Below are 15,441 nucleotides of genomic sequence, written 5' to 3' on the forward strand. Positions count from 1 at the left end.
TCACTACCTCTTCTCATCGAGGGCCAGGTCGAGCAGCGCGTCCAGGTCCATGCCCGCGAGTTCCTCCGGGCCGGCGTCCTCCGCGGCGGCGGCCTCCTGCGCCGCCCCGGGTGCGGCCTCCGGCCCGGAGGGGGCCGCGCAGGCGAGGACGGCCTCCAGGAGGCCCGCCCTGCGCAGCGCGTCGACCGAGACGGTCCGCAGCACCTCCCGGACCTCCGCGTCCCGCTCCGGTGACGCGGCCGCGCCGGCGCCGGCGTCCTCGGGCGCCGCGGGGGTCAGCAGGCCGAGGAGGTGTCCGGCCAGTTCGCCCGGGGTGGGGTAGCTGAAGACGAGGGTGGAGGGCAGGCGCAGCCCGGTCGCGGCGGCCAGGCGGTTGCACAGTTCGACGGCGGTCAGCGAGTCGAAGCCGAGCTGGGTGAAGGGCTGGTCGGCGTCGACGGAGGTTCCGGCCGGGTGGCCGAGGACGATGGCGGCCTGGTCGCGCAGCCAGTCCAGGACGGCCGTCCGCGCCTCTTCGGCCGGCAGGGCCGCCAGGCCCGCGGGCAGGCCGGAGGGGCCGGCGTCCTGGGCGGTGCCCCTGCCGCCCCGGCGCGGACGTCCGGTTTCGGCGAGGCCGCGCAGCAGCGGCGGCAGTTCCCCGGCGGGCCTGCTCCGCAGGCCCGCGAGGTCGACCCGGGCCGGGACGAGGACCGCCTCGCCCTGCGCGCACGCCGCGTCGAACAGGGCGAGGGCCTCGGGGGTGGGCATCGGGGCGATGCCCATCCGCCGGAGCCGGGTGAGGTCGGCCCGGTCCAGGCCCTCGGTCATCGCGCTGCTCTGTTCCCACCAGCCCCAGGCCAGGGAGGTGGCGGGCAGCCCGGCGGCCCTGCGGCGCGTGGCCAGGGCGTCCAGGAAGGCGTTCGCGGCGGCGTAGTTGGCCTGGCCGGCGGTGCCGAGCGTGCCGGCGAGGGCGGAGAACGGGAGGAAGGCCGACAGGGTGTGGTCCCGGGTCAGTTCGTGCAGGTGGAGCGCACCGCCGGCCTTGGCGCGCAGCACCTCGCGCAGGCCGTCGGCGGTCAGCGACGCGAGGGTGCCGTCCGCCAGTACGCCCGCCGCGTGGACCACCGCGGTCAGCGGGTGCCCGGCCGGCATGTCGGCGAGCAGCGCGGCCACGGCGTCCCGGTCGGCGACGTCGCAGGCCACGACCCGGACGGCGGCGCCCGCCGCCTCCAGCTCCGTGACCAGTTCGGGCACCCCGTCGGCCGCCGGGCCCCGGCGGCTGGCCAGCAGCAGGCTCCGGACGCCGTGTTCCGCGGCCAGGTGCCGGGCCACGAGCGAGCCCACGCCGCCGGTCCCGCCGGTGACCAGTACGGTGCCGCCGCCGAAGCCGTCGCCGAGTTCGAGGACCAGCTTGCCGGTGTGGCGGCCTTGGCTCATCTCGCGGAAGGCCGCGCGCGCGTCGCGGACGTGGCGCACGGCGACCGGGCCGAGCCGTATCCGGCCGTCGGCGAACAGGGCCATGACCTCGCGGAACATCTCCTGGAGCGCGTCCGGGCCGGCCGAGCCGTAGAGGTCGAAGGCCTGGTAGCGGACCCCGGGGTGGTCGGCGGCGACCTGCCCGGGCTCGCGGATGTCCGTCTTGCCCATCTCTATGAAGTCGCCGCCGTGCGGGAGGAGTTGCAGCGAGGCGTCGACGAAGGTGTGCGCGAGGGAGTTCAGGACCACGTCGACCCCGCGGCCGCCGGTGGAGTCGAGGAACTTCTGTACGAAGTGCAGGTCGCGCGAGGACGCCAGGTGGGCGTCGTCCAGGCCCTGGGCGCGCAGGGCGGGCCATTTGGCGGGGCTCGCGGTCGCGTAGACCTCGGCGCCGACGTGCCGGGCCAGCTGGACGGCGGCCGTGCCGACGCCGCCGGCCGCGGCGTGGATGAGGATGCGCTGGCCCTTCTTCAGCCGCATCACGTGGAAGAGGGCGTAGTAGGCGGTGAGGAAGGTGCTGGGTACGGACGCCGCCTCGGCGTGGTTCCATCCGTCGGGGACCGCCGCCAGCAGGCGGTGGTCGGCCACGGCCACCCGGGCGAAGGCGCCGGGGAAGATGCCGGTCACCCGGTCGCCGGGCCGGAAGGCGGTCACGTCGGGCGCCGTCTCCAGGACCACGCCGGAGCCCTCGCTGCCGAGCCCGGCGTCGAAGGCCGTCCGGTCGATGAGGCCCAGGGCGATCGTGACGTCGCGGAAGTTGAGGCCCGCCGCCTGGACGGCGATGCGGACCTGTCCGCTCTCCAGGGGCGCCTCGGCCTCGGGGCAGGGCACCCAGGTGAGGTTCTCCAGTGTGCCCCGCTGCGGGATGCCCAGCCGGTGGGGGCCGTCCGACGGCGGTTCGAGGCGTCCGTCCGCGGGCGGGGCCGGCGCCAGCCGGGGGACGAGGTACGCGCCGTCGCGGACCGCCAGCTGCTCGTCGGGCAGGCGCAGGGCGCCGGGGAGGGCGGCCCAGGAGGTGTCGGCGTCGTCGGTGTCGACGAGGCGGAACCTGCCGGGGTGCTCGGTCTGGGCGGAGCGGACCAGGCCCCACACGGAGGCGCCGGGGAGGCTGCCGACGTCCTCGCCGGCAGCGGTGGCCAAGGCCTGGCGGGTGAGGACCACCAGGGTGGTCGCGGCGAGCCGTTCGTCGGCGAGGAACGCCTGGAGCAGGCCCAGTACGCGTGCGCCGGCGGCGGCGGTGGAGGCGAGGACGTCTTCGCCCGCGCCGTGCTGGTCGTCCAGGCAGAACACCAGGTGGCCCGGGGTGTTCGGGTCGGCGGGGAGTTCGCCGAGGGAGGTGTGGAGGGCGGCCGCGCCGTCGCCCGCCGCGACGAGCCGGGCGGCCCGGCCGTCCCGGGAGCCGAGCACGGCCCACGGCCCGGGGGCGCCGTCCTGCGGGGCGGCTGGGACCGGGCGCCACTCCACCGCGTACAGCGGGTGCTGCGGGCCGCCGCGGGCGGCGCGCACCTGCTCGGCGGTGGCCGGGCGGAAGGTCAGCGCCTCCACGCGGGCGCGCTCGCGGCCCTGTTCGTCGGCGACCGTGAGCGAGACGGTCCCTTCGCCGGCGGGGGTGAGGCGGACCCGGACGGTCGGGCCGCACGGCCCGGTGAGGGTCGCGCCGGACCAGGAGAACGGCATCCAGCCCTGCTCGTCGGTGACCGTGATGACCCCGCCGGCGACGACGGCGTGCAGGACGGTGTCGGTGAGCGCCGGGTGCAGGGCGAAGGCGCCCCCGGCGGCCTCCTCGGGGAGGGTGGCGAGGGCGAAGAGGTCCTGGCCGCGCCGCCAGACCTCGCGCAGTCCGCGGAAGGCCGGGCCGTAGTCGAAGCCGCGGTCGGCGAGGGAGTCGTAGAGGCCGTCGAAGGGGAGCCGTTCGGCGCCGGCCGGGGGCCAGACGGACAGGGGCCGGCCGGCCGCGTCCCGGCCGCCCCCGTCCGGGCCGGGCGCCGGTGCCGCTTCGTGCGGTGCCAGGGTGCCCAGGGCGTGGCGGGTCCAGCCGCCGTCGGCCGCGCCGTCCCCGGCGGGGCGCGCGTACACGTCCAGGGAGCGGTGTCCCGTCCCGTCGGCCGCGCCGACGACGACCCGCACCTGCACCTCGCCCTCGTCGGGCAGGACCAGGGGGACTTCCAGGGAGAGTTCGGCGACCGCGGGGCAGCCGGCGTGCGCGCCCGCCGACAGGGCCAGGTCCAGGTAGGCGGTCGCCGGGACGACGGCCGAGCCGAACACCGCGTGGTCGGCGAGCCAGCCGTGGGTGCGCAGGGACCACAGGCCGGTGAAGACGGTCTCGCCGGTGCCGGGGTGGTCCACCACGGCGCCCAGCAGGGGGTGGCCGGGGTCCGACAGGCCGGCGGAGGCCACGTCCGCCGGGGCGGCCCCGGCCAGGAAGTCCAGCCAGTAGCGCTGCCGCTGGAAGGCGTACGTGGGGAGGTCCACGTGCGGGCGGGTGCCGGTGAGGGCGGCCCAGTCCACGGCGGCGCCCCGGACGTGCAGGGCGGCCAGCGCCCCGGCCAGGCCCTCCGCCGGGCCGCGGCCGCGCCGCGCGGAGGCCACGACCAGCGCGTCCACTCCCCCGGCGGCGAAGGCGTCCTTGGTGAGGCCCGCCAGGGTCGGGCCGGGGCCCACTTCGAGGAAGACGTCCGCCCCGGCGGCGCGGGCCCGTTCCACGGCCTCGTGGAAGCGCACGGGCGCGCGGACGTGGTCGACCCAGTGGGCGGGCGACCGCAGTTCCCGGAGGGTGGCCTCGCGGCCCAGGAGGGTGGAGACGACCGGGACCGCCGGTCCGCCGTCGGCGTCGGCGTCGGGGAAGGCCGGGAGGGCCGCCGCGAACTCCTCCAGGACCGGGTCCATCAGCGGGGAGTGGAAGGCGTGGTCGACCGGGAGGAGCTTCGCGGAGCGGCCCTCGGCGAGGAGCCGGTCGCGCAGGGCGTGGACCTCCTCGCGCAGTCCGGACACCACCACCGACTCGGGGCCGTTGACGGCGGCGATCCCGACGCGGGCGCGCCCGTCGAGCAGCCGCTCCACCTCGGCCTGCGGGGCGCGGACGGCCAGCATGGCGCCGCGTTCGGTGACGGCCTGCATGGTGCGGCCGCGGGCGGCCACGAGCCGGGTCGCGGTGTCCAGGTCGAGCGCCCCGGCCACGTGGGCGGCGGCGATCTCGCCGACGGAGTGGCCGATCAGGCGGTCCGGGCGCGGGCCGTACCGGGTCAGGGTCCGGTAGAGGGCGACCTGGAGGGCGAAGAGGGCGGGCTGCATGACGTCGGTGCGGTCGGCGCCCTCGGGCTCGTCGGCGAGGAGCAGGGGCCGCAGGGCGAAGGGGAGGTGGGTGTCGAAGCGGGCGCAGACCTCGTCGAGGGTCCGGGCGAACACGGGGAACGCCGCGCACAGTTCGCGGGCCACGCCGGTCCACTGCGCCCCCTGCCCGGGGAACAGGAAGGCGGTGCCGCCGGATTCGGCGGCCGTGCCGCGGACCACGGCGGGGCTCTCCGCGCCCCCGGCGAGGGAGGCGAGGCCGTCGAGCAGCGCGTCACGGCCGTGGCCGAGGACGACGGCGCGGTGCTCGAACCGTGCCCGGCCCGACACCAGGGAGGCGGCGATGCCCGCGAGGTCGGCGTCGGGGTCGGCGGCGGCGAAGGCGCGCAGCCGCTCGGCCTGGGCCCGCAGGGCCTGCTCCGAGCGGGCCGACAGCACCCAGGGCAGCGGACCGGCCGCGCCCAGGACGTCGGACCCGGGGGCGGACTCGGGGGCGGACTCGGGGGCGTTGCCCGGGGCGGTCCCGGGGGCGGCCTCCTCCTCGGGTGCCTGCTCCAGGATCAGGTGGGCGTTGGTGCCGCTGGCGCCGAAGCTGGACACCCCGGCCCGCCGGGGGCGGCCGGGCGCCGTGGTCCACTCCCGGGCCTCGGTGAGCAGTTCGACGGCGCCGGCCGACCAGTCCACGTGGGTCGAGGGGCGGTCCACGTGCAGGGTCCTGGGCATGATCCCGTGCCGCATCGCCATGATCATCTTGATGATGCCGCCGACGCCGGCGGCGGCCTGGGTGTGGCCGATGTTCGACTTCAGCGAGCCCAGCCACAGCGGGCTGCCGGGCTCCCGCCCCTGCCCGTAGGTGGCGAGCAGGGCCTGCGCCTCGATGGGGTCGCCGAGGGTGGTGCCGGTGCCGTGCGCCTCCACGACGTCGATGTCCCCGGCCTGGACGCGGGCGTTGGCCAGCGCGGCCCGGATCACCCGCTGCTGGGCGGGGCCGCTGGGGGCGGTCAGCCCATTGGAGGCGCCGTCCTGGTTGACGGCGGAGCCGCGGATGACCGCCCAGATGCGGCGCCCGTTGCGACGGGCGTCGGAAAGCCGCTCCAGGACCAGCATGCCGACGCCCTCGGCGAAGCCGGTGCCGTCGGCCGCGTCGGCGAACGCCTTGCACCGGCCGTCGGCCGACAGGCCGCGCTGGCGGGCGAACTCCCGGAACACCTGGGGAGTGGCCATGACGGTGACCCCGCCGGCCAGGGCCAGGCCGCATTCGCCCTGCCGCAGCGACTGCACGGCCTGGTGCACCGTCACCAGCGAGGAGGAGCAGGCGGTGTCGGTGGAGACGGCCGGGCCCTCCAGGCCCAGCGCGTACGACACCCGGCCGGACGCCACGCTGAGCAGGGAGCCGGTCTGCGCGTAGCCCGAGATGACCTCGGGGGTGAAGTGGTGGTTGCCGTAGCCGAAGTAGGCGAGGCCCGCGAAGACGCCGGTGGCGCTGCCGCGCAGGGTGTGCGGGTCGATGCCGGCCCGTTCCAGGGCCTCCCACGAGGTCTCCAGGAGGAGCCGCTGCTGCGGGTCGGCGGCCAGCGCCTCGCGGGGGTTGATCTCGAAGAACTCGGCGTCGAAGTCCCCGGCGCCGTCGAGGAACCCGCCCGAGCGGGTGGAGCAGGTGCCGGGCCGGTCGGGGTCCGGGTCGTAGAGCCCTTCCAGGTCCCAGTGGCGGTCCCGCGGGAACTCCGAGACGGTGTCCGCGCCCGTCCGCACCAGCTCCCACAGGTCCTCCGGGGATCCTGCGCCGCCCGGATAGCGGCAGGCGACGCCCACCACCGCGATGGGTTCGGCGGCGGCGTCCGTCAGCTCCTGGAGGCGTTTGCGGGTCTCGATCAGCTCGATCGAGGTCCGCCTGAGGTATTCCAGGACCTCGGCGCCGTTGTCGTTCGTCATCGCTCTCCCCTAGCCGAGCTCTTGGTCCAGCAGCCGGAGGAGCTCCCCCGCTGAGGCGGATGTGATCTGGTCGACGATGGCGACCGGTGCCCCGGCGCCCGCCATCGCGCGGACTCGGCCCTGCAGTTCGCCGAGCAGAGTGGAAAGGGTGGTCCGGTCGTCGGCGTCGAGCCGCAGGAAGGCCTCCTCCAGCCGGGCGCCCAGTTGTTCGATCTCCCTGGCCAGGGAGCCGGCCGGGGACGGCGGGGCCGCGTCGCCCGCGGGGCCGGTGGTGAGGCCCGCGTGCAGGAACCCCGCGAGGGCGGCCGGGTTGGGGTGGTCGAAGACGAGCGTGGCGGGCAGCTTCAGGCCGGTGACCGCCGACAGCTTGTTGCGCAGTTCCAGCGCCGTGAGCGAGTCGATCCCGAGCGTCTTGAACGCCGCGGCCGGGCCGATCCTGGCGGTGTCCCGGTGGCCGAGGACGAGGGCGGTCTGGGTGCGGACCGCGTCGAGGAGCAGCGCCTGCGCCTCGTCCGGCGCCAGCGTCGCCAGCCGCTGTGCCAGGTCCGGGCCGGTGTGTTCCGCGGCCGCCGGGGCGCCGGGGGCGGCGGGGGCCGCGGTGAGGCCGGCGAGCAGGGGCGAGGCCGCGCCGGGGGCCGCCGGGTCCAGCCGGGCCGGGACCAGGACCGGCTCGTCCAGCGCGAGGGCCAGGTCGAAGAGGGCGAGCCCGTCCCGCGAGGCCAGCGGCAGCACGCCCTGGCGCCGCAGCCGTTCGACGTCGGTGTCGGCGAGGCCGGCGACCATCTCGCTGCGGTCGGCCCAGAAACCCCAGCACAGGGAGGTGGCGGGCAGCCCTTCGGCCCGGCGGGCCCGCGCGAGGCCGTCGAGGAACCCGTTGGCCGCCGCGTAGTTGGCCTGTCCGGCCGTCCCGAGCACGCCCGCGACCGAGGAGAACAGCACGAAGGCGGACAGGTCCAGGTGGCGGGTCAGCTCGTGCAGGTGCCAGGCGCCGTGCACCTTCGGTGCGAGGACGGTGTCCAGCCGGTCCCCGGTCAGCGCCTCCACGACCCCGTCGGCCAGTGTCCCGGCACAGTGGACGACGGCGGTCAGCGGGTGCTCGGAAGGCACGGCGGCGAGGAGCCGGGCGACGGCCTCGCGGTCGGCGACGTCGCAGGCCGCGACCTCGACGTGGGCTCCGGCCGCGGCCAGTTCCTCGCGCAGCCCGGCCGCCGCCGGGCTCTGCGGGCCCCGTCGGCCGGCCAGGAGCAGCCGGCGCACGCCGTGCCGTTCGACGAGGTGCCGGGCCAGCTTCGCGCCCAGGCCGCCGGTGCCTCCCGTGATCAGTACGGTGCCGGATCCGAGGGCGGGGACGCCGTCCGGGCCGCCGGAGGCGGGGGTGCGGGCCAGCGCCGCAGCGGCGGCCTCGCCGGCCCGGATCCGGATCTGGGGCGCGCCGGAGGCGGCCGCCTGCGGGACGCGGGCCAGGGAGGCGGGCGTGCCGTCGGTGTCCACGAGCGTGAAGCGGCCGGGGTTCTCGGTCTGCGCGGTGCGGACGAAGCCCCAGACGGCGGCCGCGGCGGGGTCGGTGGGGGCCTCCGGGCCGTCACCGGTCGCGTTCCGGGTGACGAGGACCAGGCGGGAGCCGGCGAACCGGTCGTCGGTGAGCCAGTCCCGGGTGCGGCCCAGCAGGTGGTGGAGGGTCCGTGCGACGCGGGCGGGGGTGTCGGCCGCGGCCGGGTCCGGTCCGCCGGTGGTGGCGGTGGCCGTGTCGGTGCCGGTTCCTGTGCCCGCGATGACGACGGGGGGCACCGGGGCGCCGGAGGCGGCGAGTGCGTCCAGGCCGGTGTGGGCCTCTGCGCCGTCCGCCGGGGCGGCGGGGATCCCGTCGGGGGCGCCCAGCACCGCGTACCGGTCCGGGGCGGAGGGGAGCGCGAGGGGGGTCCAGTCCACCCGGAACAGGGAGTCCTGCCGGTCGAAGCCCAGCGCGGTCAGTTCCGCGGCGTCCGCGGGCGCCAGGGTCAGCGCGTCGATGCCGCCGAGGGGGGTTCCGGTGGCGTCCGCGAGGGTCAGGGAGAGGGTGTTCTCCCCGGCCGGGGCCAGCCGTACGCGCAGTGCGCCGGGACCGGATTCGGCGCGGCCGGCGCGCAGGCCCGTGCAGCTCAGGGGCAGCCAGGCCACGGGACGGGAGCCGTCGACGATCCCGGCGGGGCCGGCCGGGAGCAGCGCGGCGTGCAGCAGCGCCGGGTGGAGGCGGTAGCGGCCGCCCGCGCCGTCGGCGGCGGGCAGCTCCACCTCCGCGTAGAGGGCGTCCTCGGCGCGCCATGCGGCGCGCAGGCCGCGGAACAGGGGGCCGTGGTGGATTCCGAGAGCGGCCAGCCGGGAGTACTCCTCCTCGACGGGGACGGCCGCCGCCCCGGCGGGGGGCCAGGCGGCGGACGCGCCGTCGAGGCGGCCGGGTGCGGGGTCGTTCTCGACGGCGCCGCAGGCGTGGCGCGTCCAGCCGGCTTCGCCCTCGCCCCGGGAGTGGACGCCGATCGCGCCCCGGGCGTCGACGGTCACGCGGAGCTCGCGCTCGCCCGTGCGGGGCAGGACCAGCGGGGTCTCCAGGGTGAGTGCGCCGACGGCGGCGCCGCCCGCGCGGTGCGCGGCCCAGAGCGCCAGTTCCAGCAGGACCGCGGCGGGCACCAGGACGGCGCCGTGGACCACGTGGTCGGCGAGCCAGGGGTGGCGGGCGAGGGACAGCCGCCCACTGCCCGCCACGCCGCCGCTGCCGGTGTCGGTGTCGGTGTCTGCGGGCAGTTCGATGACGGCGTCGAGCAGCGGGTGGTCGGAGGTGGCGGCGGCGGTGGTCTCGGCCGGGGCGTCCAGCCAGTAGCGCTGCCGCTGGAAGGCGTACGTGGGCAGTTCGGTCCACGGGCCCTCCCGGTCGGGGAAGGCGCTGCGCCAGGTCACCGGGGCTCCGGCGACGAAGGCCTCGGCGGCCGACCGGTGGAAGCGGGCGAGGCCGCCGTCGCCGCGGCGCAGGGTGGTGACGGCGAGGGCGTCGGCGCCCGCGTCGTCGAGGGTCTGCTCCAGACCGACCGTCAGCACCGGGTGGGCGGAGGCCTCGACGAAGAAGCGGAAGCCCTCGCCGGCCAGGGCCCGGACCGCCTCCTCGAAGCGGACCGTCCGGCGCAGGTTGGTGTACCAGTAGCCGGCGTCCAGGCGGGTGGTGTCCAGCCATCCGGCGGTGACCGTGGAGAAGAAGGGCACCTGCGCGGTGCGCGGCCGCAGTCCCTCCAGCAGCCGCCCGAGTTCCCCGCGGATCTCCTCCACGTGCGCGCTGTGGGAGGCGTAGTCGACCGGGACGCGGCGGGCGCGGATCCCGTCGCCCTCGCAGGCGGCGAGCAGCGCGTCCAGTTCGGCCGCGTCGCCGGAGACCACCGCGGACGAGGGCCCGTTGACGGCCGCGACCGACAGCCCGTCGGTGAGGCGGGCGCGCACGGCCTCGGCCGGGAGTTCGACGGAGACCATCCCGCCGCGCCCGGACAGGGCCAGGATCGCGCGGGAGCGCAGCGCCACCACCTTGGCGGCGTCCTCCACCGAGAGGGCGCCCGCCACGCAGGCGGCGGCGATCTCCCCCTGCGAGTGGCCCACCACGGCGTCGGGCAGCACCCCGTACGAGCGCCACACCTCGGCCAGCGAGACCATCACGGCCCACAGCACGGGCTGGACGACGTCCACCCGCTGCAGGGCCGCCTCGTCCCCGAGGACGTCGGGCAGGGACCAGTCGACGTACGGGGCCAGCGCGTCGGCGCACTCGCGCATCCGGCGGGCGAACACCGGGGAGGATTCCCACAGTTCGCGGCCCATGCCGACCCACTGGGAGCCCTGGCCGGGGAAGACGAACACCGTCCGGCCGGCGGGCCCGGCGACGCCGGACACCGCGCCGCCGTCGCCGTCGCCGGCCGCGGCGGCCGTGAGGGCGGCGAGGAGGGCGTCGCGGTCGGCGCCGACGAGCACCTGGCGGTGGTCGAACAGCGAGCGGGTGGCGGCCAGGGCGTGTCCCACGCCGGCGGCCGTCAGCTCCGGGTGTGCGGCCAGGTGCTCGCGCAGCCGCAGCGCCTGTTCCCGCAGCGCCTCGGGCGACCGGGCGGACAGCACCCAGGGCACGGACGCCGGGGCGGCGGCCGGGCGTTGCGGGGTCCCGGGCCCGGCCTCCTCCTCGGGGGCCTGCTCCAGGATCAGGTGGGCGTTGGTACCGCTGATCCCGAACGCGGACACCCCGGCCCGGCGGGGCCGTCCCCCGGCGGTGTGCCAGGGGCGGGCCTCGGTGAGGAGTTCGACGGCGCCGGCCGGCCAGTCCACGTGCCGCGAGGGCCGGTCCACGTGCAGGGTCCGGGGCAGCATCCCGTGCCGCATCGCCATGATCATCTTGATCATCCCGCCGACGCCCGCGGCGGCCTGGGTGTGGCCGATGTTCGACTTCAGCGACCCCAGCCACAGCGGGCGGCCCGGCTCCCGGTCCTGTCCGTAGGCTGCGATCAGGGCCTCCGCCTCCAGGGGGTCGCCCAGCGTCGTGCCGGTCCCGTGCGCCTCCACCGCGTCCACGTCGGCGGCCGTCAGGCCGGCGTCGGCCAGGGCCGCGCGCACGACCCGCTCCTGCGCGAGCCCGTTGGGGGCGGTCAGCCCGTTGGACGCCCCGTCCTGGTTGACCGCGGAGCCGCGGATCACCGCCAGGATCCGGCGCCCGGCCCGCCGCGCGTCCGAGAGGCGTTCGAGGACGAGCACGCCCGCGCCCTCGGAGAAGCCGGTGCCGTCGGCCGCGTCCGCGAACGCCTTGCACCGGCCGTCGGCCGACAGGCCCCGCTGGCGGCCGAGTTCCACGAGCACGCCCGGCGTGGGCATGGCGGACACCCCGCCGGCCAGCGCGAGGGAGCACTCCCCGGAACGCAGGGAGCGCACGGCCTGGTGGACGGCGACGAGGGAGGAGGAGCAGGCGGTGTCGGTCGACACCGCGGGGCCCTCCAGGCCCAGGACGTACGCCACCCGGCCCGAGGCCACGCTGGTGTAGGTCCCCGCGAGGGCGTAGCCCTCCACCTCGCCGGCCGCCGCGCCGCCCATCCGGGGGCCGTAGTCGACGGAGTAGATCCCGGTGAACACCCCGGTGGCCGAACCCCGCAGTCCGGCGGGGTCGATGCCGGCCCGTTCGAGCGCCTCCCACGAGGTCTCCAGCATCAGCCGCTGCTGGGGGTCCATCGCCAGGGCCTCGCGCGGGCTGATGCCGAAGAACGGCGCGTCGAACTCGGCGAGGCCGGGCAGGAAGCCGCCCGCGCGCGCGTACGTCGTGCCCGGCGCGCCGGGGTCCTGGGCGTACAGCGCCTCCAGGTCCCAGCCGCGGTCCCGGGGGAACTCCCCCATCGCGTCCACGCCGTCGCGGACGAGCTCCCAGAGCGCTTCGGGGGAGGCCGCCCCGCCGGGGAAGCGGCAGCCCACGCCCACGACCGCGATGGGCTCGCGGGCAGACTCCTCCAGCTCGCGCACCCGCTCGCGCAGCTCGCGCGCGTCACCGACGGCGCGTCGCAAGTAGGACCGGAGCTTGTCGACATCCTCCACCAGGGCCTCCCCCAAACCGTTGCTCAGCAGTACAGGAGCGGCTACACGTAGCCGCGGTCGATCAGCTCGTACAGGTCGTCGTCGCCGAGGCCGTCCGGGCCCGCTTCCTCCGCCGCCGCCACGCCCTCGGGTTCCTCGGGCTGCCGGGGCTCCTCCCCGGACTCCGGCCCCGTCGCGGGCGGTTCGGGTGCGAGGAGGGAGAACAGGTGGCGGGCGAGGTCGCGGGGGGTCGGGTGGGTGAAGGCGACGGTGGCCGGGAGCCGTACGCCGGCCGCGGCCGCGAGCCGGTTGCGCAGGGCCACCGCCGTCGCGGATTCCAGCCCCAGGTCCTTGAAGGGCTGCGCCGCCCGCGCGGCGAGTGCGGCGCCCGTCAGGTCCGTGCCCCGGGCGGCGCTCAGCAGGGCCGCCGCCTCGGCGCACACCAGCGCGAGCACCGCCGCTTCCGTGCCCAGCTCCGCCGCCGCCGCGGCGCCCGCGCCGGATCCGTCGGCGCCGGCCTCCTCCCCGGGCGCGGTGAGCCAGTACGGCCGCCGCCGGAAGGGGTAGGTCGGCAGGGCGATCCGGCGCGGCCGGCCGGCGGCGAACACCGCCTCCCAGTCGGCCGGGACGCCCCGTACGTGCAGGTGGGCCAGGGACTCCAGGACCTTGCCGGTGCTCCCGTCGTGCTTGTTCAGGGTGCCGACCACGACCGGTGAGGCCCCCAGCGCGTCGGCGGTCTCCTCGACCGCCACCTGGAGGACGGGGTGCGGGCTGATCTCGACGAAGGTGTCGTGCCCCCGTGCGAGCAGGCTCTGGGTGGCGGCCTCGAACCGGACGGTCCGCCGCAGGTTGCGGAACCAGTAGGCGGCGTCCAGCTCCGCCGGATCCACGGGGCCGCCGGTGACGGTGGAGTGGATCGCCGCGGTCGCGGGCAGCGGGGTGATCCGGCCCAGTCCCCGCGTCAGCTCCGCCTCGAACCGGTCCAGCAGCGGCGAGTGGCCGGGCACGGTGGACTTGATCAGGCGGGCGCGGACGCCCTCGGCCTCGCAGGCCGCGACCAGTTCCCGGACGGCCTCGGTCTCACCCGAGACGGTGGTGGAGTTGGGGCCGTTGACGGCGGCGATCCCGAGCCGGCCGCCCCACCGCCCCAGCAGCTCCCGCACCCGGCCTTCGGGCAGCAGGAGGCCGGCCATGGCGCCCTGCCCCGCGACCTCGGAGAGCAGCCGGGAGCGCAGGGCCACGATGCGGGCCGCGTCCTCCAGCGTCAGGGCGCCCGCCACGTGGGCGGCGGCGATCTCGCCCTGGGAGTGGCCGATGACCGCGTCGGGGGTCACGCCCAGCGAGCCCCACACCCGGGCCAGGGACACCAGCATGGCGAACAGCGCCGGCTGGACGACCTCGATCCGCTCCAGCAGGGCGGCCGGCTCCGCGCCGGTCAGCACGTCCACCAGCGACCAGTCCACGTGCGGTGCCAGGGCCTTCGCGCAGGCGTCGACCGAGTGCGCGAAGACCTCCGACTCCTCGTAGAGCCGTGCGCCCATGCCCTGCCACTGCGAGCCCTGGCCGGGGAAGACGAAGACCACCGGGCCCGCCGGCCGCCCGGCCGTCCCGCGCACCACGCGCGCCGGGTCGCCGCCCGCCGCGAACAGGCCGAGGGCTTCCAGGGCCTCGCTCCGGCCGGCGCCCAGGACCACCGCCCGGTGCTCGAACCGGGTCCGCGTCGCGGCCAGGGAGTGGCCGACGTCGGCCGGGGAGAGCGAGGGGTCCGCGGCCACGAGGTCCCGCAGCCGGGCCGCCTGTTCCCGCAGCGCGGGCTCCGAGCGGGCGGAGAGCACCCACGGCAGCACGCGGGAGGCCGGGGCCCCGTCGGCGGCCGGGCGCGGCGGCGCCGGAACCCGGGGCACCGGGACCCGGGACGCGGGGACCTCGGGCGCCTGTTCCAGGATCACGTGGGCGTTGGTGCCGCCCATGCCGAACGCCGACACCCCCGCCCGGCGCGGCCGGCCGGGAACGTCCGGCCAGGGGCGGGCGGCCCCCAGCACCTCGAAGTGCTCGTGGAAGTCCTCGATGGCGGGGTTCGGGGAGCGGAAGCCCAGGCTGGGCACCAGATGGGCGCGGTCCAGGCAGAGGGCCGCCTTCACGAAGCCGGTGATCCCGGCGGCCGGCTCCAGGTGGCCGACGTTCGTCTTCACCGAGCCGATCACCAGGGGGCGGCTGCGGCCCGACTCCCGGAACACCTCGCGCAGGCCGGCCGCCTCGGCCGGGTCGCCCATGCGGGTGCCGGTGCCGTGGGCCTCGACGTAGTCGACGGTGTCGAAGGGGACGTCCGCGCGGGCGAGGGCGGCCCGGACCGCGGCGGCCTGCCCGGCGGGGCTGGGGTCGGGCATCTTGGTGGAGGCACCGCCGCTGCCGACCCCCCAGCCGCGGACCACGGCGTAGACGTGGTCGCCGTCGGCCAGGGCGAGGTCGAGCCGCTTGAGCAGCACGAACGCCCCGCCCTCGCCGCGGGCGAAGCCGTTGGCCCGGGCGTCGAAGGTGAAGCAGCGGCCGTCGGGCGAGAGGGCACCCAGGTTGGCGAGGGCCGCTCCCGCCTCCGGGTCGGCGATCAGGTGGACGCCGCCGGCGAGGGCCGCGTCGACGGCGCCGGCGCGGATCCGTTCACAGGCCAGGGCCAGCGCCACCAGGGAGGAGGACTGGCCCGAGTCCGCGCAGTAGCTCATGCCGCGGACGTCGAACAGGGCGGAGATCCGGTTCGCGATCATCGCCCCGTTGGCGCCGAGGGCGGCGTAGTGGTCGTCCCGGTCGCTGCCGGAGAGCCTGCGCAGCAGGTCGTACCCGGACGGGGCGGTGCCGACCACGACGTCGATCTCGCGGCCGGCGAGGGTGTCCGCCGGGATGCCGGCGTCCTCGACGGCCTCCCAGGCGAGCTCCAGCCCGAGCCGCTGCACCGGGTCCATGGCGGCGGCCTCGGCCGGTCCGGTGCCGAAGAAGGCGGCGTCGAACCCGTCGATGGAGTCGAGGAAGGAGCCCCGCTCCAGGACGGCCGCGTCCGGGTGGGAGCCGCGGCCGGGTCCGGCCGGCCGGGAGGCCGGGAAGGCGCCGACGGTCGACTCCCCGTCGAGCAGGAGGCGCCAGAACGCGCCCGGGCCGTTCACGCCGGGGAACCGGCACGACATCCCGACGACGGCGATGTCGGCGGCTGCGCCACTCATA

At 77.2% G+C, this 15,441-nt stretch carries 2 protein-coding genes and 1 pseudogene; all 3 read right to left on the reverse strand.

Translation table 11 applies throughout. From position 1 onward, the window contains the following. Positions 1 to 3: 3 nt before the first annotated feature. Positions 4 to 6,648, reverse strand: a complete 6,645-nt coding sequence (locus B4U46_RS34640) for a type I polyketide synthase (protein WP_398909208.1) — start codon at positions 6,646 to 6,648, stop codon at positions 4 to 6. Positions 6,649 to 6,684: 36 nt separating this feature from the next. After that, a pseudogene (locus tag B4U46_RS34645) lies at positions 6,685 to 12,246 on the reverse strand (SDR family NAD(P)-dependent oxidoreductase); the annotation flags it as partial. A gap of 44 nt (positions 12,247 to 12,290) precedes the next feature. Then, on the reverse strand, positions 12,291 to 15,440 hold the full coding sequence (locus B4U46_RS34650) for a type I polyketide synthase (protein ID WP_079432231.1): 3,150 nt from the start codon (positions 15,438 to 15,440) through the stop codon (positions 12,291 to 12,293). Between the last annotated feature and the right edge of the window lies 1 nt (position 15,441).

Origin of the sequence: Streptomyces katrae (assembly GCF_002028425.1) — a bacterium.
Classification (GTDB): Bacteria; Actinomycetota; Actinomycetes; order Streptomycetales; family Streptomycetaceae; genus Streptomyces; species Streptomyces katrae_A.

What these genes read in the sequence shown, in the direction of transcription:
- B4U46_RS34650 (WP_079432231.1), bottom strand. Translation starts at nt 15,440, where the DNA reads ATGAGTGGCGCAGCCGCCGACATCGCCGTCGTCGGGATGTCGTGCCGG.